Genomic DNA, 23169 nt, shown 5'->3' with positions numbered 1-23169 from the left:
GCGCGCGAATGCAGAGGCTATCAGCACTTCGTGCAGGACGACCCTCTTCGCCAGGTTTTCTACCATAGCCAGGCTGCAGACGGTCTGGACGTGGACATCGATCAAATCGTCGCCTCCGCAAAGCGGAACAACGGCATGGATGGCATCACTGGCGTGATGTTTTTCGATGGTCACTCGTTCCTCCAGGTGCTTGAAGGCCCAGCGACGAGCGTTGATGCCACCTTCGCCAGGGTCATGACTGACCCGCGACATCACAGCCTAACGGTCATCAGCGATCGTGAGGTGGCGGAGCGCGATTTCGCCTACTGGAGCATGGAATTGTGCGACCCTGAGCACCCCTCGGATGAAGCCATCTGGCGCCTGCGTCGGCGGCTCGAGCGGTTCTCTCCTGATCTGCACCACTACTTTTTTCGGGACACCAGCGGCTCAGATCGAAAAGCCGGCTAAGGCACTGAACTAGCGTCGGATGGTTGGTACACCGACGGGAGATCAGTGTGACGTCTGAGCGGATAGTAGCGGTTGGATTGTTGACCGAGGAGGATGTGGCGGTCCTAGGAAAAGGCTTCAAGCGGCTGTTTCCGGTCCCAAACGACGCCGTGTTCGACGACCTTCTGGGTAAGCTGGATAGCGTGAACCCCGTAGCTCAAGGCGCGGCGAGAAAGCCGCAGCAGTAGGTACGCCTCACTGAGAGGCGAGCAAGCTGCCGGCAAGCTACCAAACGGACGCGGCGCGCCTGGTTTGATCGCGGCTCGCCCAAAAACCCGAGAGGATGGCTGCATCTGTCAAGGGTTTGTCGCACCTCACGTCAGCAGCAGACTCAGAGACGACGCGAAGGTACGGGCGCTCAGAGCTGAACGAAACACCGAACCTTCACGGCGACTCGAAGGCGCTAAAGTCAGGCACTTGATCCTTGGTACGATGGGGCAAATGACGCAACGTGCGGCTAGGTAAGCGCCGGCGGGAGCGCCGCGTCAATACGGTCCCCGCGTCGATGGACTGCGGCGTTGAAGGCGTTCGCAGGGACACGCTGTGCCGGCACCATCTGTCAGTCTTCTTGCAGGATCATTGCGGGCAACCCATCTACGCTGCAACGCACAAAGGCCGCGTGCGCGGCAGTCGCATCGCAGGTCTGTCGCTCCTAACTGCCGGCTAGGGGCTTGGTATGCGCTCGATTTCTGACACGATCGCTCGTTTGAAGAAGCCGCTGCGGCCTATGGATCGTGCGGGCGGACCTCACAGGCATCTCGCCTCGATGGAGAGTAGCGGGAGCAATCCCGGTGCTTTGCGCGCGCTGCTGCACGTCCCACTGGGGCTCCCAGCCGGCTCGCCGCTGGTCGTCGTGCTTCACGGGTGCACGCAGACTGCCGCAAGCTACGACCACGGCTCGGGCTGGTCTGAGCTCGCTGATCGGTTCGGCTTTGCCGTGCTGTTTCCAGAGCAGCAGCGGGCGAACAACCCTCATCTCTGCTTCAACTGGTTTTCGCCCGAGGACACGCGGCGCGGTAGCGGCGAGGTCGAGTCGATCCGCGAGATGGTCGTTTTCGCGGTCGAGCGCCACCGGCTCGACCCCGCGCGAGTGTTCGTCACAGGCCTGTCGGCAGGCGGGGCGATGACCTCGGCGATGCTGGCCTGCCATCCCGAGCTTTTCGCCGGCGGAGCGATCATCGCCGGGCTGCCGTTCGGCACCGCCTGCGGAGTGCCCGCGGCGCTGGAGCGAATGCGCGGCCGAGGCCATGATCGTGCAAATCTCGCCAACCGGGTACGCGCGGCGTCGTCGCATCGCGGACCGTGGCCCACCGTGTCGGTCTGGCACGGCAGCAGCGACACGACGGTCGACGTGGTCAACGCCACGATGATTGTCGAGCAGTGGCGTGGGCTTCACGGCGTTGGCGAACCCGACACGACCAAGCGTGTAGCGGGATGCGTCCATCGGGGCTGGCACGACGCCGACGGCCGCATAGTGGTCGAGGAGTACGTGATTACCGGCATGGGACACGGCACCCCGCTAGCGACCCGCGGTGACGAGGCGTGCGGCACGCCCGGGCCGCACATGCTCGACGCTGGCATCTCCTCCACCTACCGCATCGCGGCCGCGTGGGGCATCGTTCCGGCTGTTGCGTCGCCTCTAGCGATAGAGACGCCCGTCACCGCGCCTGCGTCGCCCGCGCGCTTCGACCCGGCGACGACGATCAACGACGCGCTGCTCGCCGCCGGGCTGCTCAGGCGGTGAGGCTGCACATCCGGCATCGCACCGTCTACCGCTATGCCCGACGAGTCCATTTTCTCGACCATCGCCTTCTGATCACCCCGAGGTCGGGCCGCGACGTCACTACAGTTTCTTCGATCGTGACGATCGACCCCGCGTCCGAACTGGTCTGGAGCGAGGACGCTGCGGGCAACACGGTTGCGCTAGCGCTGATCACCGACGCGGCACCGACGCTGACGATCCTCGCCGAGCATGACGTGCTCCATACCGCTGACCCCTATCCGATCTTCCGGCTCGACCCGTCCGCGTTTCGTCATCCATTCGCTTACGCAAACGGCGATCTGGCGCTGTTCGGCGCCGGACTGCTCGATTCTGGGGCAGGGGGTGACGCTGCGGCGGCAGCGTGGCTCGCCGGCTTTCGCGCGACCGCGCCCGACGATGCTCTGATGCTGCTGAACGCGCTCAACGAGGCTGTTGGCACCCTTATTGCGTATCGTACCCGTGACGAAGAAGGCACCCAACCGCCTTCGCTTACCCTTGCGCTGCGCAGCGGTTCGTGCCGCGACTTGGCGGCGCTGTTCCTGTGGGCGGCGCGGCGGCTGGGCTTCGCCGCGCGGGCGGCGTCGGGCTACCTGTTCGACCCCGGGAGCGTGGCCTACGACGTCGGTGCGACCCATGCCTGGTGCGAAGTCTTCCTGCCCGGCGCCGGCTGGATCGCGTTCGACCCTACCCAGCGTCGACTGGGCAGCGCCGGGCTGGTCGCGACCGCGGTCGGCGTGACCAGTGAAGCAGTGCTGCCTGTAGTCGGCGGCTTTTTAGGCGAAGCCGCTGATTTCGTCGGCATGGAGGCGAGCGTTTCCGTGAACGCCAGTGCATGAACTATGTAGCCTTGGCGTTGCCCAGTCCGTAAAAAAGAACATTAGTCGAGTGAATGAGCAGCCCACGAGCGCTCGGCGCAGCGCCTCAGAAATCAAGGCCTCGACGTTGTACCTCGACCGAGAGTACGTCGCTCTCTCTCGCGCCATGACTGGCGGCACTCTGCTGAAACGCCAGCAGCAAATCATTGTCGCGTTCTGGAACGAGCGCGTTGATGCCGTCGGATGTATGTACGAGCAGGTACGGGAATTGTGACATGGCAGGCGCCTGTTGGTGGGGAGCGACGAAAGGTGCTGTGATGCGCTCGTCATAGACGACGTAGCGGAGGACGCCTTCATCCAGCGATACCAGTGTGCCGGCGGCCGGCCCGCCATAGGCCATGACTGTCACTTGACCCGGCATCGGCCCTTACCTCCTGCTGCTCTCGTATGCGGCGGATTATTATGCCGAAGTACCAATTGTTCGCCTCAACAAATGAGACGGTCTCACGATGTAGGCGACGCCCCGGCCGCATTCTCATTGGCAATAAGCTTACCGGCATGATCAGCACGCCAGTTTCGCACTTGCTCATTCGCCCGTATGGCCGAGAAACGCTCCTCAGCACTCGCATCATGCTTCTTGATGCGAGCGGCATAGCCCGAGGCAAGTCGGCTATGCGACGATCGTGCCTCCGGCGTGATCGCAGCTGCGGCCATGCCGACTGAGATCTGCTGGCGCCGATGCAATTCGATGAGATCCATCGCTATTCTCCACACGTAAGCGGGAGCGCTGCGACTCTCAGCCGGTGGCGCTTACCGCGTACGTACCACCGGTCAACGGAACATGGCGATCTGGCGTGCTTTCCACAAGGGTTCGCACGATGTCGACGCCTGCGACAGCGTCAGAAATATTAGTGGTCAGATCTAGGTCTCTGCCGAGAGATCTGGGCGTACATAAAAACGTAAGTTCCAAGGTCGATTTCCACTTCCATTCCACGCTGATAAGCCTATATAGAAAAAGCTGACGTCGCGTGTGACGGATATACGAGCTGACGTCGTCGCCTCCTTGTCCCTTTCTAGCATCACTGAGGCCGGGATGCGCCGCTCTTGGCGCATGCCCGTCAACGATTGGGCAGGACATTGCTATGATCATTGGAACCGTCAAGTTCTTCAACAACGACAAGGGCTATGGATTTATCGCGCCAGAGAGTGGCGGCGACGATGCCTTTGTTCATATCTCGGCTGTCGAGCGTGCAGGCATGCCGACGCTCAACAAGGATCAGCGGGTCAGTTACGAACTTGAGACTGATCGACGGGGTAAGGCGTCCGCGGTGAACCTGCAGGATGCCTAGGAAGCTCGTGGCCGGGCGACAGCCCGGCTACCTGAGTGCGTGTGAGACGCGTCAGTCTGCGATTTCTATATCCACCCGTCCACCTGGAGGCACGAGGCATGTCGAGAAGCATCCCCAAGCCATTTTTGATCGCCAAGGATGACGAAGGTGCATTCCGGCTTACGCTGCGGCAGGTTCGATACAACTCCCAGCATTATCCGGTCGTCACGTCGACGCTTCAGCCGGAGAGCTTTGAGAGCGCTCACGCTGCTCGAGTTTTCGCAAAGAAGCATCATGGTGCGGTTGCTGGGGAATTCGCCGCCAAATAGGTAGACGAACGGCCAATAGGCAAATTTCTGAGGTCCATGGTGCTTGTCACTTTTTACGTCACCTAAATGGGCGAGCTGATCGCTCGCTAGGCTGATCGTCGCCGAGCACGTATTGCCAAATAGTTTTCAATCGACGAAACCGGGCTTTGCGTCCCTTTGCTGGATCGTCGCCGGGAGAGCCTGACCTTCGGTATCGTAGCGCGTCGGATTGTGCTCAACCCGACGGTCGTGTGCGTCTGCTTGATGATCGCGATTAGCGGCATTAAGCCGTGCTTTCAGAAGCTCTTGCTCACTCCTCTTCATGGCTTCGCCTTCTTTCCGACCCGTTTGAATGTTCTGGAACATGGCGTTGCGCTTCTAGAAAACGTTCACTTGCGTCGGCTTGGGCTGCGCGTTGGTCGTTGGTCGCAGCTAGGGTCATCATCAACGCAGCGTCTCGCTCACCTACTCCAACTGCTAGCCGCCTGCATCGCTCGGCATCACTGCGGTACTCGGCCGCCGATTTGAGTGGTTTTGGGAGCAAAGACATCCAAAGAAGCTGACATTCATCGATCCACGCCGCTATCAAACAAGCTTTGAACCTCGATCTGGATTAAGTGCCGTAGTGGCCCTCGTTCGAAGGGTCCTCATGCTGCGCACACTCGAATGGCATTAGACGCGAAAGGCTCAGGTCAGGGACCTCAGGTCGACTCAGCGCGGCCGAGTCAGATTCAGACGTCCGGCCATCCGCGAAAGATCGGCAAGATCGCGGCCCACGGCTTGAGCTAGTTCCATGTCCCGCGAGAATGCCGCGCCGGAGCGCGGTTATATCCGTTTGCGTCCATCGCCGATGAGCGACGGCAGTCGCAATCACCATCACGAAACCAGCTTACGTAGCAGCCAGCCACGTGCACGCGGCGACGCTAGAGAGCTGAGATAGAGCATAATGATCAGCGCACTGGGCATGATCCAGATGACGCTTAGGACGAGTAGTAGCCAAATCATTGCAGGCCGCACTTGATCGTCAGGGGCAGTTCGAGGAGGTCCATATACGTCACTCCGCGCGTAAGCGGGAGCTCGCTGTCTCTCAGCCGCCGACGCTTACGAAGCGAATGTCAGCGATCGTTGAACCATGAGCCTATACGAAAGTGCATGCAAGGACTTTTGGCAAGAGCGTAAAGGCGCCGAAATGACCTTACCCGTGAGGCGCTGGGGAGGGAGGTTAGAGTGGAAAGGCGAAGGGCAAAAAGCCTGTACTGATGTCGCCGAGGTGAGCCTTACTTTCGCTGCTCGCCGCGAGAAGCCGATAAAAACAGGCTAAGGTTCAACCTGAACAAGCGTCCGGAGTTGGGCGATCGGCGGGCGGCCCTGAGTGACCGGTTTTGGGTCTTTGTCACCTCGTTAGAAGAACAGGGGGAGACGCATTCTGACCCACAAAGCGCAGCTCACAGCACCGGTGTAGCCATATCGAACCTGCTGTTCGTCGGCCCGCCCGGCGCGGGCAAGTCGCTGATGGCGGCGTGCCTGCCTGGCATCCTGCCGCCGCTCGACTCGGCCGAGGCGCTGGAAGTGTCGATGGTCCAGTCGGTCGCGGGGACGCTCGCGGGCGGCGCGCTGACGCGCGTGCGCCCGTTCCGCGCCCCGCACCATTCGGCGAGCATCGCGGCGCTGACCGGCGGCGGGCTGCGCGTGCGACCGGGCGAGGTGAGCCTGGCGCACAACGGCGTGCTGTTCCTCGACGAGCTGCCCGAGTTCCAGCGCGCGGTACTCGACTCGCTGCGCCAGCCGCTCGAGAGCGGCACCGTCAGCATCGCCCGCGCCAACGCGCACGTGACCTATCCCGCGCGGGTGCAGCTAGTGGCGGCGATGAACCCGTGCCGCTGCGGCCATCTCGGCGACCCCGCGCTGTCGTGCGGACGCGCGCCGCGCTGCGGCCTCGACTATCAGGCGCGCGTCTCGGGCCCGCTGCTCGATCGGATCGACCTGCACGTCGAGGTCGCCGCGCTGACCGCGCTCGAGCTGGCGCTGCCGCCCGCGGCGGAGGGCTCGGCCGAGGTCGGCGCGCGGGTCGCCGCCGCGCGCGAGGTGCAGCGCGAGCGGCTCGCCGGCACCGGGCTGCGCACCAACGCCGAGCTCGAGGGCGACCGGCTCGACCGCTTCGCCACGCCCGACGAGGCCGGTCGCGCGCTGCTGGTCGAGGCCGCGACGACGCTGCGCCTGTCGGCGCGCGGCTACACCCGGGTGCTGCGGACCAGCCGCACGATCGCCGATCTGGCCGGCTCCGAGCCGGTCCGCCGCGCGCATGTCGCCGAGGCGCTGAGCTATCGGCGGCGGGCTGCGGTGAGCTGAGTGACCGCGTTAGATAACACAGGGTGACTAGCGGAGCGGCTCACGCGTCGCCGAACCGCTCCACCGGCCGCGCCGGACCGTCGCCCGCGGGCGCGCGCGCGGGCTCGATCGCGAGCGGCTCGGGCGGGTCGAAGCCGCCCTCCCATCTCGCGATCACGGCGCTCGCCACCGCGTTGCCGATCACGTTGGTGGCGGTGCGCCCCATGTCGAGGAAGTGGTCGATCGCGAGGATCAGCAGCAGGCCCGCCTCGGGCAGGTGGAACATCGGCAGCGTCGCCGCGATCACCACCAGGCTGGCACGCGGCACTCCCGCGATCCCCTTGCTGGTCACCATCAGCACGAGGAGCATCGTCACCATCTGCCCGAGCGACATGTCGATGCCGTACGCCTGGGCGATGAACAGCGACGCGAAGGTCATGTAGATCATCGAGCCGTCGAGGTTGAACGAATAGCCCAGCGGCAGCACGAAGCTGGCGATCCGCGGCGGCACGCCGAAGCGGTCGAGCGCCTCGAGCATGCGCGGATAGGCCGCCTCCGAGGAGGCGGTGGAGAAGGCCACCAGCAGCGGCTCGCGCACGTGGCGGATCAGCGCGCCGATGCGCGGACCGAGGAACAGGAATCCGATGCCCAGCAGCGCCGCCCACAGCACCAGCAGCGTAAGATAGAAGCTGCCCATGAAAAAAGCGAGCTGACCGATCACGTCGGGCCCGCGCTCGGTCAGCGTGCCGGCGACCGCGGCGAAGACGGCGAGCGGCGCGACGCGCATGACATAGTCGGTCACCTGCAGCATGACATGGACCAGCGCGTCGATCGCGCGCACCAGCGGCGCGGCTTTCTCGCCCACCGCGGTGATCGCGACGCCGACGAAGACCGACATCACGACGATCTGCAGGATCTCGTTCTTGGCCATCGCGTCGACCATCGAGGACGGCACGATATGGGTGAAGAAGTCCTTGAGGTTGAACGCCGCCGTCTCGAGCCCGCTCGTCCCGCCCGCGGCCGGCAGCGCCAGGCCCACGCCGACGCCGGGCTGGAGCAGGTTGACCATGATGAGCCCGAGCGTGAGCGACAGCAGGCTCGCCGAGAGGAACCAGGCGAGGCTGCGCGCGCCGATCCGGCCGAGCGCGCGCGTATCGCCCATCTGCGCGATACCCGAGACGAGCGTCGCGAACACCAGCGGCGCGATGATCATCTTGATCAGTCGCAGGAACAAGGTGGTGACGATCGAGAAATAACCGGCGACCTCGGTGGCGCGCTTCGCCCCCGCGGGCGTGCCGTCGTCGAGCCACACGTTGAGCACGAGGCCCAGCACGAGGCCGAGCGCGAGCCCGACGAGGATGTAGAGGGTCAGCCGTTTGGCCATTCGTCGCTCCGGTTGATGCGCGCGCGAGGGAAGGGGATTGCGAGCACTCGGTCAAGCGCCCTAGTGCCGGTGCATGACGACGCGAAGCCCCTATCGCCCCGCCCGCCGCGACGTGCTCACCGGCGGTGCGGCGCTGCTGGCGGGGACGAGCGCGGTGCCGGCCGACGCGTCCGCCGCGGTCGTGCGCGCCGCCGCGCCGGATCTGACCGCGCTGCATGACCTCACCGCCGACGCGCGCCCGATCGACGCCGCCGAGCGCGCGTCGCGGCTGGGGCGGGCGCAGGCGCTGATGCGCGCGCACGGGATCGGCGCGGTGCTGGTCGAGCCGGGATCGAGCCTGATCTATTTCAGCGGGGTGCGCTGGGGGCGCAGCGAGCGGCTCACCGCGGCGATCCTGCCGGTCGAGGGCGAGCCGTGTGTCGTCACGCCGTTCTTCGAGGAACCGTCGGTCCGCCAGACGCTGGCGGTGCCGGCGGAGGTGCGCGTATGGCAGGAGGACCAGGATCCGCTCGCGACGGTCGCGGGCTTCCTGCGCGACCGCGGGCTGGCGGCGCGTCCGGTCGGCGTGGAGGAGAGCGTGCGCTACTTCGTCTACGCCGGCCTGGCGCGCGCGCTGCCGGGGGCAAGGCTGGTCAGCGCCGATCCGGTCGTGCGCGGCTGCCGCATGATCAAGACCGCGGCCGAGATCGCGCTGATGCAGCGCGCCACGGACGTGACGCTCGCGGCCTATCGCTGGACCTATCCGCGGGTCGAGAAGGGCATGACCGGCCAGCAGATCGGCGCGCTGATGACCGCCGCGACCGAGAAGCTCGGCGGCGAGCCCGAGTTCGCGCTGGCGCTGATCGGTCCCGCCGCCGCGCTGCCCCACGGCAGCCGCGAGGTGATCCGCCTCGACGATGGTCAGGTGGTGCTGATGGACTGCGGCTGCACCGTCCAGGGGTACCAGTCGGACGTGTCGCGCACCTGGGTGCACGGCAGCGCCTCGGTTGCGCAGCGGCGGGTATGGGATCAGGTGAAGGCGGCACAGGCGCTCGCCTTCCGCACCGCGCGCGTCGGCGTCGCGGCCGGCGCGGTCGACGACGCCGTCCGCGGCTATTACGAGCCGCTTGGCTATGGCCCGGCCTACCGGCTGCCGGGCCTGTCGCACCGCACCGGACACGGCATCGGCATGGACGGGCACGAGCCGGTCAACCTCGTCCGCGGCGAGAGCACGCGACTCGCGCCCGGCATGTGCTTCTCGGACGAGCCCGGCCTGTACCTGCCGGGCAAGTTCGGCGTCCGGCTGGAGGATTGCTTCCACGTCACCGCCGACGGCCCGCGCTGGTTCAGCGAACCGCCCGATTCGATCGAGCGGCCGGTCTGAGGCGTCAGGCGGCCGCGCGATCGCCGACGGCGCGACGACGCCGGATCGCGGCACCGGCGAGGCCGAACCCGAGCACCATCATCGCCCAGCTCGCCGGCTCGGGCACGGCCGCGCCGAAGGGCGTGTAGTCGTAAGTGAGCGTATAGCGCACGCTGCCGCAGAAATCGTCGTCCGCGGGCATCGGCGTGCCGCCGAAGCCGAGCTGGCAGGAGCGCGACAGATGGGTCACCGCACCGCCCGTCGGCACGCCGGTGATCGTCGTGTCGCCCGCCGGCGGCGCGTTGAAGCCCAGGTCGAAGCCGTTGAAGTAGACGCGCTGCGAGCCGATGAAATAGCTGGTGTCGAGCGTTGCCGACCCGGTGCCGCTGCCGGACACCTCGAAATAGCCGAAGTCCGTGCCAGCGGCCGGCGAGAGCGCGACGGTGCTGCTGCCGCTGCCGACGATCGGGACCAGCAGCGGCGCCGCGAGACCGTTGCCGAGCAACTGCCAATCGCCGTTGACCGACCAGTCGAGCGCGACCGGCGAGGTCGTGCCGGAGGGCGCGCGGAGCAACCACGAGCGGAACTTCGTGACGCTCACGTCGAGCGTCACCTTGTTCAACGTGCCCAAGCTGGAGTCGAAGCGTGGGATACCCAGCAGGACCGACTCGCTGTCGGTGGCGACGATCGTTGCCGCCGAGGCACCCAGCGGCGCGAGCACAGCACCGGTCGCCGCGGCGAGAAGCCACTTCCGTACGTTCATGTCGTGTATCCCCCTGCTCCTGTGAGCGGTCATCTACCCGTTAACCATAGATTCACAAAGAGCCGCATCCTGTCCCGGAACGGGATAGGTCGGCATCGTTGCCGCTTTGCAACGCCTGAGGCTAGGCAGCGCCGCCATGGGCGATTAAGTCACCCGGCCATGAGCTCGACCAGCACCACCTCGACCAACGATCTCCGCCGCTCGTTCCTGGACTATTTCGGCGGCAGCGGGCACCGCATCGTGCCGTCGGCACCGTTGGTGCCGCAGAATGACCCGACGCTGATGTTCGTCAACGCCGGCATGGTGCCGTTCAAGAACGTCTTCACCGGGCTCGAGACGCGGCCGTACACCACCGCGACCAGCGCGCAGAAGTGCGTCCGCGCCGGCGGCAAGCACAACGACCTCGACAATGTCGGCTATACCGCGCGCCACCACACCTTCTTCGAGATGCTCGGCAACTTCTCGTTCGGCGACTATTTCAAGGAGCAGGCGATCACGCACGCGTGGACGCTGCTGACCAAGGAATGGGGGCTGCCGGCCGACAAGCTGACCGCGACCGTCTTCCACACCGACGATCAGGCGTTCGACCTGTGGAAGAAGATCGCGGGCCTGCCCGACCAACGCATCATCCGCATCCCGACGAAAGACAATTTCTGGGCGATGGGGTCGGACGGGCCGTGCGGGCCATGCTCCGAGATCTTCTACGACCATGGCGACCATATCCCGGGCGGCCCGCCGGGATCGCCCGACGAGGACGGCGACCGTTTCGTCGAGATCTGGAACCTCGTCTTCATGCAGTTCGTGCAGGAGGCCGACGCGATCGTCGGCGACCTGCCGCGCCCGTCGATTGACACCGGCATGGGGCTGGAGCGCGTCGCCGCGGTGATGCAGGGCGTCCATGACAATTACGACACCGACACGTTCAAGGCGCTGATCGCCGCGTCGGGCGCGCTGACCCACACCGCCACCACCGGCGACAATCAGGCGAGCCACCGCGTCATCGCCGATCACCTGCGCTGCTCGGGCTTCCTCGTCGCCGACGGCGTGCTGCCCGCCAACGAGGGCCGCGGCTATGTGCTGCGCCGGATCATGCGCCGCGCGATGCGCCACGCGCACCTGCTCGGCGCCAAGGAGCCGCTGATGCACCGCCTGGTGCCCGCGCTCGTCGCCGAGATGGGTGCGGCTTACCCCGAGCTGGTGCGCGCGCAGCCGCTGATCGAGGCGACGCTGCAACAGGAGGAGACTCGCTTCCGCCAGACGCTGGAGAAGGGCCTGCGCCTGCTCGACGACGCCACGGGCGGGATGCGGCCGGGCGACACGCTCGCGGGCGAGACCGCGTTCAAGCTCTACGACACGTTCGGCTTCCCCTACGACCTCACCGAGGACGCACTGCGCGCGCAGGGTTACCGCGTCGATCGCGCCGGCTTCGACGCGGCGATGGCCGAGCAGAAACGCGCCGCGCGCGCGGCGTGGAAGGGCTCGGGCGCCAAAGCCTCGGACGAATTGTGGTTCGACCTCGCCGACCAGTTCGGCGCGACCGAGTTCACCGGTTACGCCAGCGAGAGCGGCGAGGGCGTGGTGCTCGCGCTGGTCAAGGACGGCGCGCGAGTCGAGCGCGTCGCCGCGGGCGACCAGGTCGACGTGATCGTCAACCAGACCCCCTTCTACGGCGAGAGCGGCGGCCAGGTCGGCGACGCGGGCACGCTCGCCACCGACTCGGGTGTGGCGGCGCGCGTGACCGACACGTCGAAGCAGCTCGGCAAGCTCTGGGTCCATCACGCCGCGATCGACGCGGGTGAGCTGGCGGTCGGCGACACGGTGCGGCTGACGGTCGATCACGCGCGGCGCGGCGCGATCCGCGCCAATCACTCCGCCACGCACCTGTTGCACGAGGCGCTGCGCCAGCGGCTCGGCACACACGTGGCGCAGAAGGGTTCGCTGGTCGCGCCCGAGCGGCTGCGCTTCGACGTCTCGCACCCCAGCGCGATGACGCCAGCCGAGCTCGCCGATGCCGAGGCCGCGGTCAACGCGCAGATCCGCGGCAACGGCGCGGTTGAGACGCGCCTGATGACCCCCGACGACGCGATCGCGATGGGCGCGATGGCGCTGTTCGGCGAGAAGTATGGCGACGAGGTCCGCGTCGTGTCGATGGGCCGCGAGGCGGACGGCGCGACCTACTCGATCGAGCTGTGCGGCGGCACGCACGTCGGCGCGCTCGGCGACATCGGCCTGTTGAAGATCGTCGGCGAGAGCGCGGTGTCGAGCGGCGTGCGCCGTGTCGAGGCGCTGACCGGCGAGGCGGCACGCGCTTACCTCAGCGCGCGCGACGAGACGCTGCGCGCCGTCGCGGCGTCGCTGCGCACCACGCCGGACGAGGTGCCCGCGCGAGTCACCGCGCTGCTCGACGAGCGGCGTCGGCTCGAGCGCGAGCTGGCCGAGGCGAAGAAGGCGCTGGCGCTCGGCGGCGGTGCCGGCGGCGCGCCGTCGGGTCCGGAGCGGGTCGGCGACGTCGCCTTCGTCGGCCAGGTGCTCGACGGCTTCGACGCCAAGGGACTGCGTGGCGCGGTCGACGAGGCCAAGCAGCGCGTCGGCTCGGGCGTGGCGGCGGTGATCGCGGTCAACGACGGGCGCGCCTCGGTCGCGGTCGGGGTGACCGAGGATCTGGTGGGGCGCTTCAACGCGGTCGATCTGCTGCGCCGCGCCGTCGCCGCGCTGGGCGGGCAGGGCGGCGGCGGTCGCCCCGACATGGCGCAGGGCGGTGGCCCGGACGGCTCGCAGGCGGCGGAGGCACTCGCCGCGATCCGCGCGGCGCTGGAAGGGGCGACCGCGGAGGCGTGAGGGAAGCGTTCCTCAGGAACCCCGGGCCGCCAGCGTGTCGTTTGCCGCATCTCGGCCCCGGCGCGCGCAGGGGCTCGGCGGTCTGATCGAGGGTGAGCCGCTGCTCACCTGAGCTGCCGCCGCGGCGCACGCCGGGGACCACTTGCGACGGCCGAAGTGACCGCACGCGGCGTCACCCACCTGGACCCCGGGTTCACCGGGGTGGCAGAAGCGGGGAAAGCGTCCTCCCCGCCGCCACGCGCCACCGTTCGCATTGTCTCAGCCGTCACCTTCTGCTGTATCGTCGCGCGATGAACCGCACCTCCGTCGCGAGTCTGCTCGCGCTCGCCGCCGCCGCGCTCGCCACTCCCGCCGCCGCGCGTCAGCTCACCATCGACGATGTCACGATGCTGAGCCGCGTCGGCGCGCCCGCCATGTCCGACGACGGCCACTGGCTGGTCTGGGCACAGCGCGAGACCGACCTCGACGCCGATCGCGGACGCTACGATCTGTGGCGGCTCGATCTGACCCGCGCCGGCGCCGCCCCCGAGAAGCTCGCCGCCGACCCCAGGCTCGACGAGAACGACCCGCAGATCGTCGCCGGCACCGTCTATTTCAGCGCCGACGACGCGATCTGGGCGGTGCCCGTGACCGGCGGGACGCCGCGGCGGCTCACCGATTTCAAGGGCGGCTTCGGCGGGTTCAAGGTCGCGCCCACGGGCGACAAGCTCGTGGTCTGGGCCGACCGCAACCCCGGCGCGCCCACGCTCGAGCTGCCGATGGTGAAGAAGCGCGCCGACGCCGGCGCGGGCCGCACCTACGACCAACTGTTCGTGCGTCACTGGGACACCTGGGCGGACGGCACGCGCTCGCAGCTGTTCGTGCTGCCGCTCACCGCGCAGGGCGCGCGCGGCAACGGCCGCTCGGTGATGGGCGGGCTGGTCGGCGATACCCCATCCAAGCCCTATGGCGGGGGCGAGGAGGTGAGCTGGAGCCCGGACGGTCGCACGCTCTATTTCGCGCTGCGCGAGGCGGGGCGGATCGAGCCGCTGTCGACCAACCTGGACGTCTTCCAGGTACCCGCCGACGCCAGCGCGGCACCGACCAACCTCACCGGCGCCAACCGCGCCACCGACACGCAGCCGAGCGCCTCGCCCGACGGCCGCACGCTCGCCTATCTGGCGATGCGCCGCCCCGGCTACGAGGCCGATCGCTACGTGCTCACGCTGCGCGACCTCGCGACCGGGCGCTCGACCTCGCTGACCGAGCGCTGGGACCGCTCGGTCGGGTCGCTGCGCTGGGCGCCCGACTCGCGCTCGCTCTACGTCACCGCCGAGGACACGCAGGAGAACCCGCTATGGCGCGTCGACGCCGCGAGCGGGCAGGTGACGCGGCTGACTCAGCAGGGCAACGTCGCCGCGGTGGCGGTCGGCCCGCGCGGCGCGGTGGTCGCGATGAACAGCCTGATCGCGCCCGACGACTTCTACCGCGTCGCGCCTGGGCGCGCACCGCAGCGGCTCACCAGCGTCAACGCCGCCAAGCTCGCGGGCATCGACATACCGACGGTCGAGCGGTTCAGCTTCAAGGGCGCCAACGACGACACCGTCTGGGGCTATGCGGTGCGACCGGCGGGCAGCACCGGCAAGCTGCCGATCGCCTATATGGTCCACGGCGGACCGCAGGGGTCCAGCAACAACAGCTGGTCGTACCGCTGGAACCCGGCGGTGTTCGCCGGCGCGGGCTACGCGCTGGTGGCGGTCGATTTCCACGGCTCGACCGGTTACGGCCAGGCCTTCACCGACGCGATCCGCAACAACTGGGGCGGCTGGCCGCTCGAGGACCTGCAGAAGGGGCTCGCCGCCGCGACGGCCAGGTTCGAGTGGATGGACGGCGGCAACGCCTGCGCGCTCGGCGCGAGCTACGGCGGCTATATGATGAACTGGATCGAGGGGCGTTGGCCCGATCGCTTCAAGTGCATCGTCCAGCACGACGGCGTCTTCGACGCGCGCGCGATGGCGTACGAGACCGAGGAGCTGTGGTTCGACGAGTGGGAACATGGCGGCAAAGCCTATTTCGAGGACCCGCAGGCGTACGAGAAATGGAACCCGGTCAATCACGTCGACAATTGGAAGACGCCGCAGCTGGTGATCACCGGCGAGAAGGACTTCCGCATCCCCTACACGCAGGGGCTGGCGGCGTTCACCGCGCTGCAGCGCCGCGATGTCCCGTCGCGGCTGCTCGTCTTCCCGGCCGAGAACCACTGGGTGCTCAAGCCCAGGGACTCGCGCCAATGGTATCGCGAGGTGATCGGTTGGATGAACCGCTGGACGGGCCGCACGGTACAGTGAGGTAGGCCGCCGGCGGAACGCGCGAGGCTAACCTGGGTTGGTAGGAGCATCCGTCTAGGAGAGCCGACGATGTATGCTGCCCCGATCCGCTACCATCCCGACCTCGAGCAGGTGAAACCCGACGAGGCGGAGACGGTCGTGCAGCTCAACGCGACCTTCGACCGCATCCTGGAGACGACGCACGAGGACTACGGCCATGCCGTGCGCGCCGTCCACGCCAAGGCGCACGGCGTCCTCGAGGGCGTGCTCACGATCGACGCCGACCTGCCGCCCGAGCTGGCGCAGGGCCTGTTCGCGACGCCGGGCGAGCATCGCGTGATGATGCGGCTCTCGACCAATCCCGGCGACATCCTGGACGACGCCATCTCGCTGCCGCGCGGGCTGGCGATCAAAGTGTTCGACGTCGACGGCGAGCGGCTGCCCGGCGCGGAAGGACGCACGCAGGACTTCGTCATGGTCAACGGCAAGGTGTTCCAGGCCAAGGACGCGGACAAGTTCCTCGGCAGCCTCAAGCTGCTCGCGCCGACGACCGACGCGATCGAGGGCGGGAAGAAGGCGCTCTCCGCGGTGCTGCGAGGAGTCCGCAGCGCGATCGGCTCGGTCGGCCTCGAGAGCCCGGCGATCAACTCGCTCGGCGGCGCGCCCAACGTCGACCCCGTCGGGGAGACCTATTACAGCGTGACGCCGTTCCGCTACGGCGACCACGTGGCCAAATTCAGCCTCCGTCCGATCGCGCCGGGGCTGCGCGCGCGCAAGGGCGACATCATCGACACCGACGGCGAGCGCGACGCGATCCGCCGCACCGTTCAAGAGGACCTGCGTGACACCGAAGGCGAGTGGGAGTTCCGCGTCCAGCTCGCGCGCGACGTATCGCACCAGCCGATCGAGGACCCGACGGTCGAGTGGGACGAGGAGGAGGCGCCGTTCCACCGCGTGGGCGTGATCCGCACCGAGGCGCAGGACAGCTGGGACCCGGCGCGGGTCGAGCGGGTCGACGAGCAGATGCGCTTCAGCGTGTGGACCGGCCTCGCCGCGCACCAGCCGCTGGGCAACATCAACCGCGCGCGCCGCGACACCTACCGCCATTCGGCCGACTTTCGCGCGCGCGCCAACGCCTGCCCGATCCATGAGCCGGCCTGAGCGTGGCGCGCTAGCGTCTCGTTAACGCTGCGCATTTAACGTAATTGCCTCAGGCGATTGGGGAAGTGCGCGTGCGCGAGGGACCGCTGTGGGACGCGATCAAGCGATCGCAACTGGTGATCGAATTCCTGCCCGACGGCACGATCACCTGGGTGAACGAGCGCTTTCTAAGGGCGATGGGCTACGCCGCGCGCGAGGTCGAGGGGCGTCACCATCGCACCTTGTGCCCGGCCGCCTTCGCCGCCTCGGCCGACTATGCCGCACTGTGGCGCGCACTGGGCGAGGGCAAGCACCAGAGCGGACTCTTCGAGCGTGTCGCGCGGGATGGCAGCGCGGTGTGGCTGCGGGCGGTTTATACCCCGATCACGGGGGAGGATGGGACGGTCGAGCGGATCGTCAAGTTCGCCAGCGACGTCACCGCCGAGGTCAACCTCGCCGACGAGGTCGAGCTGCGGCTGCGCGAGAGCCAGCGCTATCGCGGTGAGGCCGAGCTCGACCGCGGCAAGATGGAGACGTTGGTCGAGCAGCTCGCCGGCGTCGTCGACGCGATCGCGGGCATCGCGGCGCAGACCAACCTGCTCGCGCTCAACGCCTCGATCGAGGCCGCGCGCGCCGGCGACGCCGGCCGCGGCTTCGCGGTGGTCGCGGCCGAGGTGAAGAAACTCGCCGGCGACACCCAGGCGGCGACGCTGCGCGCGCGGCAGATGATCGCGGCGTAGCGCACCGCGACAACGTCAGGCGGCTTCTACCCGACCCGCTACCGTCGCCGGATCAGCCCTTCCTGCGCCACGCTCGCGACCAATCGCCCGTCGCGCGCGTAGATCGCGCCGCGATTGAAGCCGCGGCCGCCGCCTGACCAGGGACTGTCCGCGGCGTACAACAGCCACTCGTCGACGCGCACCGGCGCGTGCAGCCACAGCGCATGGTCGAGGCTCGCGGTCTGCATGCCCGGCGTCGTCCAGCTCACGCCGTGCGGCAGCATCGACGTGCTGAGTAGCGCGGTGTCGCTGGCGTAGGCCAGGATCGCGCGGTGCATCGCGGCGTCGTCGCCCAGCGGTGCCACGGTGCGGAACCAGCTATGTTGCACTGGCTCGCGCGGCGCGGGGTCGGTCCAGCGGCGCGGCGCGACCGGGCGGAACTCGATCGGGCGCTCGCGCAGGAGCGAGTCGCGCCAGCGCTCCGGGATCGCCTCGCGCTGCGCGATCCGCCACGCGCGCTCGCTCCGCAGCGTCTCGGGTGCGGGCACGTCCGGCATCGTCGACTGATGGTGGAAGCCGGCCTCGTCACGCTGGAACGAGGCGGTGAGCGTCAGGATCGGTCGCTCGTCCTGCCACGCCACCACGCGCCGGGTGGCGAAGCTCGCGCCGTCGAAGTCACGGGTGACTCGATAGTCGATCGGCGCGGCCTCCGATCCCGGCCGCATGAAATAGGCGTGGAGCGAGTGCGCCGCGCGACCGTCGACGGTGTGCTGCGCCGCCTGGAGCGCCTGCGCCACCACCTGCCCGCCGAAGACACGTCCGACGCCGCCGGTCGAGCGGCGCCCGCGGAACAGGTCGACGTCGACCGCGACCACGTCGAGCAGGTCGACGAGGTCGGCGACGAGCGCGGCGGGCGTCGTCTCCGCCATCGTACCCCTCAATAGCCCGCCGCGCGCGCGAGCCGGTCGGCGTGGTAGTGCGTGTCGCCGAACATTTCGGCGAGGACGCGCGCGCGCTTCATGTAGAAGCCGACGTCATATTCGTCGGTCATGCCGATCCCGCCGTGCATCTGGACGCTCTCCTGCACCGACAGCGTCGTCGCCAGCCCGGTCATCGCCTTGGCGACCGAGACCGCCTCGTCGGCGGCGTCGCTGCCCGCGTCGAGCAGCTGCTGCGCCTTGAGCACCGCGGCGCGCGCCACCTCCATCTCGCTGTAGAGATGCGCGGCGCGGTGCTGCAGCGCCTGGAAGCTGCCGATCGGCACGCCGAACTGCTTGCGCTGCTTGAGATAGCCGATCGTCATGTCCATCGCGCCCGCGCCGACGCCGACCAGCTCGGCCGCCGCGCCGGTACGTCCCGCGCGTAGCGCACGGTCGAGCACCGCGCGGCCGGCATCGACCTCTCCCAGCACCGCGTCGGCATCGACCGTGACGTCCTCCAGCGTCAGCCGCGCGGCGACGCTCGAGTCGGCCAGCCGCTCGGGCGTGGCGGTCAGCCCGGCGACGTCGCGCGGCACCGCGAACAGCGTGACGCCCTCCGCATCGTCATCGCCGCCGGCGGTACGCGCGGCGACGATCAGCACGTCGGCGACATGGCCGTGCGTGACGAACTGCTTGGCGCCGGAGAGGCGGAAGCCGTTGCCGGCGCGCTCGGCGCGGAGCGCGACGCGGTCGCGGTGCTTGGCGCCCTCGTCGATCGCGAGCGCGGCGATCGTCTCGCCCGCGAGGATCCCGGGGTACCAGCGCTCCGCCTGCGCGCTGCCGCGCAGCGCCTCCACCGCCGCGACCGCCGTGGTGAGGAAGGGGGAGGGCGAGAGGTTGCGCCCGATCTCCTCGAGCACCACGCCGGCCTCGACATGGCCGAGCCCGAGCCCACCCTGGTCCTCGCCGATCAGGATGCCGGTGAAGCCCATCTCGCCGAACTGCTTCCACAGATCGCGCGAGAAGCCGGCGGGGTCGTTCGCATCGCGCAAGGCCCGAAGATGCGCGACGGGGGCGTTCTCGGCGACGAACTCCTTGGCGGTGTCGCGCAGCATCGTCTGTTCGTCGTTGAGGTAGAGCGGCATCCCATCTGGTCCCGTGTTCGGGCGGACGCCGGACCCCAGAGTCCCGGTCGTACCGCCGCGTGATTCTGGGCTCCTGCGTTCGCAGGAGCACGGCGGCGATCTAGGCGCCCGGCAGATCGAGGATCCGCTTGGCGACGATGTTGAGCTGGATCTCGCTCGTCCCGCCCTCGATCGAGTTGGCCTTGGTGCGCAGCCAGGCGCGCGCGCCCGCGCCGCCGCGCGAGCGCTCGCTCTCCCATTCCAGCGCATCCGCGCCGCCCGCCGCCATCATCAGCTCGTGCCGCGCCTTGTTCAGCTCGGTGCCGACATACTTCATCATGCTCGGCTGCGCGGGATGCGCACGCCCGGCCTTGAGCTCGTCGATGAAGCGCTCGGACATCGCCGCGAACGCCCTGGCGCGGACCTCGAACAGCGCGATCTGCGCGCGCAGCAGTGGGTCGGCGAGGCGCCCGTCGTGATCGAGCCCGACCGTCGCGATCGCGCCCTCGATCAGCGGGTTGCGCCCGCCGCTCGCCAGCCCCATGCCGCTGATCATCTCGCGCTCGTGCCCGAGCAGGTACTTGGCGACGTCCCAGCCCTTGTTCTCGTCATGGACGCGGTTGGCCTTGGGCACCTTCACGTCGTCCATGAAGGTCTCGCAGAACGGAGAGTAGCCGCTGATCAGCAGGATCGGCTTGGTCGAGACGCCGGGCGAGTCCATGTCGAACAGCACGAAGCTGATCCCGCCCTGCTTCGACTCCTTGCTCGTTCGCACCAGGCAGAAGATCCAGTCGGCCTTGTCGGCATAGCTGGTCCACACCTTCTGGCCGTTGACGATATAATGGTCGCCCGCGTCCTCGGCGCTGGCGGCGAGCCCGGCCAGGTCGGAGCCGGCGTTGGGCTCGGAGTAACCTTGGCACCAGCGGATCTCGCCGCGCGCGATCTTGGGCAGGTGCTCGAGCTTCTGCGCCTCGGTGCCGTACTTCAGCAGCGCCGGCCCGAGCATCGATATGCCGAAGGAGTTGAGCGGGTTGCGTGCGCGGATCGCGGCCATCTCCTCGCGCAACACCTTCGTCTCCGCCGGCGAGAGCCCGCCGCCGCCGTACTCGATGGGCCAGTCGGGCACGGTCCAGCCGCGCTCGGCCATCGCCTTGAGCCAGCGCGCCTGCGGCGGGTTGGCGGCGGGGTCGTAGCGTCGGCCGCCCCAGCAGATGTCGGTGTCGGCGCGCACCGGCTCGCGCATCTCGGGCGGGCAGTTCGCGGCGAGCCAAGCGCGGGTCTCGCTGCGAAAGGTGTCGAGGTCGGTCATCGCTGGATCCTCGCTGGGGAGATGATGGGGGCGGCGTGGAGAGCGGGGCCGCTCGCCCGACTCACTGCCGTCATCCCGAACTCGTCTCGGGATTCACGGTGCGGCGTACTCAGGTGCGGCGGCGCTTGCCGTAGGGTGGATCCTGAAACGAGTTCAGGATGACGCAAGGGGGAGCGGAGCGCCCCTCTGCCGCCGCTGGCTGACACCCTTCCGAGACGCTCCGGCCGCTCGCCACCGCTCGCCGTCACTGGATCGTGCCCGCGCGCAGGCTCCTCGCCACCGCGAAACCGTGCTTCTCCAGCCCGGCGACGACCTTGTCATAGCCCTCGGTCTTCGCCCAGAACATCGGTCCGCCGCGGTAGACCGGCCAGCCGTAGCCGTAGATCCACACGACATCGATGTCGGACGCGCGCTGCGCCTTGCCTTCCTCCAGGATCAGCGCACCCTCGTTGACCATCGGGTAGAGCGTGCGCTCGACGATCTCCTCGTCGGTGACCTGATGCTGCGGCGTGCCGGTCTTCCCGCGCCACTCCTGGATGATCTCGGCGACCCGCGCGGAGGGGATGGGCGTGCGCTTCTCGTCGTAATCGTAGAAGCCCGCCTGGCGCTTCTGGCCCCAGCGGCCCTCGGCGGCGAGCGCGTCTCGGACGTTCTCGATCCGGCTCGGGTCGCGGTGCCAGCCGATGTCGACGCCCGCGAGATCGGCCATCTGGAACGGCCCCATCGGCATGCCGAAGTCGGTGTGGACGCGATCGATCTGCTCGGGCGTGGCGCCTTCGAGCAGCAGCTTGTTGGCCTCGACCTGCCGCGGCATCAGCATGCGGTTGCCGATGAAACCGTAGGTGACGCCAGCGACGACCGCGACCTTGCGGATGCGTTTGGCGAGCGCCATCACCGTCGCGAGCACGTCGGGCGCGGTCCGCGCCCCGCGCACCACCTCGAGCAGCTTCATCACGTTGGCGGGCGAGAAGAAGTGCATGCCCAGCACGTCCTCGGGCCGGTTCGTGCAGGCGGCGATCGCGTCGATGTCGAGATAGGAGGTGTTGGAGGCGAGGATCGCGCCCGGCTTGGCGATGCCGTCGAGCCGGGCGAAGATCTCCTTCTTCACGTCCATGTTCTCGTACACCGCCTCGATGATGAGGTCGCAGTCGGCGAGCGAGTCGAAGTCGAGCGTCGGCGTCAGCGCCGCCATCGCCGCCTCGACCTGATCGGTCGTCATCCGCCCCTTGGCCGCGGTCGCCTCGTAGTTCTTGCGGATGACGCCGGTGCCGCGGTCGAGCGCTTCCTGCGCGGTCTCGACGATCGTGACGGGGAGGCCGGCGGAGAGGAAGTTCATCGCGATCCCGCCGCCCATCGTGCCGGCGCCGATCACGCCCACCCGCGCGATCGGCCGCAGCGCGGTGTCGGCGGGAACGTCGTCGATCTTGGCGGCCTGGCGCTCGGCGAAGAAGATGTGGCGTTGCGCCGCCGACTGCGTGCCGGTCATCAGCCGCACGAAGGCCTGCCGCTCGTAGGCGAGCCCCTCGGCGAAGGACAGTTCGGTCGCCTTGACAACGCAGTCGACATTGGCGGCGGGCGCGTCGAAGCCGCGGAAGCGGCGGGCGTTCTCTTTCTGGAAGGCGGCGACCGCCGCGGGATCGGCCGCGACGGCCATCTCGGCGGCGCGCGGGAGGGGGCGCTTCGCCTTGACCTCGTCGGCGAAGGCGAGTGCGTCGGCGGCGAGGCTGTCCTCGCCGACGATGCGATCGATCAGCCCCACCTCCCGCGCGCGCTGGGCCGAGATCGGCTCGCCCTTGGCGGTCATCTCCAGCGCGAGCGCCACCCCCGCGAGCCGCGGCAGCCGCTGCGTCCCGCCCGCGCCCGGCAGCAGGCCGAGCTTCACCTCGGGCGTGCCGATCTTGGCCGACGGCACCGCGACGCGGTAGTGGCAGCCGAGCGCCACCTCGCAGCCGCCGCCCAGCGCGGTGCCGTGGATCGCGGCGACGACCGGCTTGCCGCACGCCTCGATCATGTCGACCAACACCGGCAGCATCGGCTCGACGGGCGGCTTGCCGAACTCGGTGATGTCGGCGCCAGCGAAGAAGGTGCGGCCGTCGCAGCGGATCACCATCGCCGCGATCGACTGGTCCGCGGCACCCTCCTTGATCGCGGCCTCCAGCCCGATCCGCACCGCCGCGCCGAGCGCGTTCACCGGCGGGGTGTTGGAGACGATGACGAGCACGTCGCCGTGGCGCTCGGTGCGGATCGGGGAAGAGGCGGTCATGCGTGCGTTGCTCCTGGAGCCGGTGTGGGTGCTG

At 68.4% G+C, this 23169-nt stretch carries 19 protein-coding genes and 1 pseudogene; 11 read left to right on the top strand and 9 right to left on the bottom strand.

Annotated elements, in window-relative coordinates; all coding sequences use genetic code 11:
- The first annotated feature begins 30 nt into the window (after positions 1-30).
- From FHY05_RS08765 to FHY05_RS08755, 3 genes are all read left to right on the top strand, one after another.
- Positions 31-447 (top strand): BLUF domain-containing protein, encoded by a 417-nt coding sequence (locus tag FHY05_RS08765; protein WP_183943969.1) that lies wholly within the window; start codon positions 31-33, stop codon positions 445-447.
- An 835-nt stretch (positions 448-1282) separates the two neighbouring features.
- Positions 1283-2230: a PHB depolymerase family esterase gene (locus FHY05_RS08760; protein ID WP_260181407.1), complete on the top strand. Its 948-nt coding sequence runs from the start codon at positions 1283-1285 to the stop codon at positions 2228-2230.
- Complete coding sequence (locus FHY05_RS08755) at positions 2227-3084, top strand: transglutaminase family protein (protein WP_183943967.1); 858 nt, start codon at positions 2227-2229, stop codon at positions 3082-3084. Before FHY05_RS08760 ends, FHY05_RS08755 begins: the two co-directional genes overlap by 4 nt.
- Positions 3085-3169: 85 nt before the next feature.
- Here the strand turns inward: FHY05_RS08755 and FHY05_RS08750 are convergent, their stop codons facing one another.
- Both FHY05_RS08750 and FHY05_RS08745 read right to left on the bottom strand, forming a co-directional pair.
- Positions 3170-3484: a hypothetical protein gene (locus tag FHY05_RS08750; RefSeq protein WP_183943966.1), complete on the bottom strand. Its 315-nt coding sequence runs from the start codon at positions 3482-3484 to the stop codon at positions 3170-3172.
- An 83-nt stretch (positions 3485-3567) separates the two neighbouring features.
- On the bottom strand, positions 3568-3822 hold the full coding sequence (locus FHY05_RS08745) for a hypothetical protein (protein ID WP_183943965.1): 255 nt from the start codon (positions 3820-3822) through the stop codon (positions 3568-3570).
- 383 nt (positions 3823-4205) lie between these two features.
- On the opposite strand from FHY05_RS08745, the gene FHY05_RS08740 reads away from it, so the two are divergent.
- Both FHY05_RS08740 and FHY05_RS08735 read left to right on the top strand, forming a co-directional pair.
- Positions 4206-4412: a cold-shock protein gene (locus FHY05_RS08740; RefSeq protein ID WP_132911308.1), complete on the top strand. Its 207-nt coding sequence runs from the start codon at positions 4206-4208 to the stop codon at positions 4410-4412.
- A 98-nt stretch (positions 4413-4510) separates the two neighbouring features.
- Positions 4511-4720, top strand: coding sequence for a hypothetical protein (locus tag FHY05_RS08735; protein WP_183943964.1), 210 nt, complete (start codon positions 4511-4513; stop codon positions 4718-4720).
- A 126-nt stretch (positions 4721-4846) separates the two neighbouring features.
- Here FHY05_RS08735 and FHY05_RS08730 read toward each other — a convergent pair whose 3' ends face one another.
- The gene (locus FHY05_RS08730; RefSeq protein ID WP_183943963.1) at positions 4847-5065 is read right to left on the bottom strand and encodes a hypothetical protein; all 219 of its coding nucleotides are present in this window, start codon (positions 5063-5065) and stop codon (positions 4847-4849) included.
- Positions 5066-6169: 1104 nt separating this feature from the next.
- Here FHY05_RS08730 and FHY05_RS08725 point away from each other — a divergent pair.
- Positions 6170-7048: pseudogene (locus FHY05_RS08725) on the top strand (YifB family Mg chelatase-like AAA ATPase); the annotation flags it as partial.
- A gap of 40 nt (positions 7049-7088) precedes the next feature.
- Here FHY05_RS08725 and FHY05_RS08720 read toward each other — a convergent pair.
- Positions 7089-8411: a dicarboxylate/amino acid:cation symporter gene (locus FHY05_RS08720; protein WP_183943962.1), complete on the bottom strand. Its 1323-nt coding sequence runs from the start codon at positions 8409-8411 to the stop codon at positions 7089-7091.
- A 73-nt stretch (positions 8412-8484) separates the two neighbouring features.
- Between FHY05_RS08720 and FHY05_RS08715 the strand changes: the two genes are divergently transcribed.
- Entirely contained in the window at positions 8485-9774 is a 1290-nt protein-coding gene (locus FHY05_RS08715; protein WP_183943961.1) for a Xaa-Pro peptidase family protein, read from the top strand.
- Positions 9775-9778: 4 nt separating this feature from the next.
- Here the strand turns inward: FHY05_RS08715 and FHY05_RS22455 are convergent, their stop codons facing one another.
- The gene (locus tag FHY05_RS22455) at positions 9779-10516 is read right to left on the bottom strand and encodes a choice-of-anchor E domain-containing protein (RefSeq protein ID WP_260181406.1); all 738 of its coding nucleotides are present in this window, start codon (positions 10514-10516) and stop codon (positions 9779-9781) included.
- Positions 10517-10675: 159 nt separating this feature from the next.
- Between FHY05_RS22455 and alaS the strand changes: the two genes are divergently transcribed.
- The 4 genes from alaS (at position 10676) to FHY05_RS22780 (ending at position 17540) form a co-directional block, all read left to right on the top strand.
- Complete coding sequence (gene alaS, locus FHY05_RS08705; RefSeq protein WP_183943960.1) at positions 10676-13354, top strand: alanine--tRNA ligase; 2679 nt, start codon at positions 10676-10678, stop codon at positions 13352-13354.
- 290 nt (positions 13355-13644) lie between these two features.
- Positions 13645-15681: a S9 family peptidase gene (locus tag FHY05_RS08700; RefSeq protein ID WP_183943959.1), complete on the top strand. Its 2037-nt coding sequence runs from the start codon at positions 13645-13647 to the stop codon at positions 15679-15681.
- 69 nt (positions 15682-15750) lie between these two features.
- The gene (locus tag FHY05_RS08695; protein WP_183943958.1) at positions 15751-16821 is read left to right on the top strand and encodes a catalase family protein; all 1071 of its coding nucleotides are present in this window, start codon (positions 15751-15753) and stop codon (positions 16819-16821) included.
- Between the two features lie 71 nt (positions 16822-16892).
- Positions 16893-17540, top strand: coding sequence for a methyl-accepting chemotaxis protein (locus tag FHY05_RS22780; protein ID WP_311732415.1), 648 nt, complete (start codon positions 16893-16895; stop codon positions 17538-17540).
- Between the two features lie 38 nt (positions 17541-17578).
- Here the strand turns inward: FHY05_RS22780 and FHY05_RS08685 are convergent, their stop codons facing one another.
- From FHY05_RS08685 to FHY05_RS08670, 4 genes are all read right to left on the bottom strand, one after another.
- Positions 17579-18448 carry an acyl-CoA thioesterase II gene (locus FHY05_RS08685; RefSeq protein WP_183943957.1) on the bottom strand — a complete coding sequence of 290 codons (870 nt, stop codon included), beginning with the start codon at positions 18446-18448 and terminating at the stop codon, positions 17579-17581.
- 8 nt (positions 18449-18456) lie between these two features.
- Positions 18457-19584 (bottom strand): acyl-CoA dehydrogenase family protein, encoded by a 1128-nt coding sequence (locus tag FHY05_RS08680; protein ID WP_183943956.1) that lies wholly within the window; start codon positions 19582-19584, stop codon positions 18457-18459.
- A 100-nt stretch (positions 19585-19684) separates the two neighbouring features.
- Entirely contained in the window at positions 19685-20872 is a 1188-nt protein-coding gene (locus FHY05_RS08675; RefSeq protein WP_183943955.1) for an acyl-CoA dehydrogenase family protein, read from the bottom strand.
- A 244-nt stretch (positions 20873-21116) separates the two neighbouring features.
- Positions 21117-23135, bottom strand: coding sequence for a 3-hydroxyacyl-CoA dehydrogenase NAD-binding domain-containing protein (locus tag FHY05_RS08670; protein WP_183943954.1), 2019 nt, complete (start codon positions 23133-23135; stop codon positions 21117-21119).
- Positions 23136-23169 lie beyond the last annotated feature (34 nt).

The sequence above is a fragment of the Sphingomonas sp. BK580 genome, from assembly GCF_014194975.1.
Lineage (GTDB): Bacteria > Pseudomonadota > Alphaproteobacteria > Sphingomonadales > Sphingomonadaceae > Sphingomonas.
Note: the sequence above shows the minus strand (reverse complement) of the source record. Positions and strands in the feature narration are given on the sequence as shown.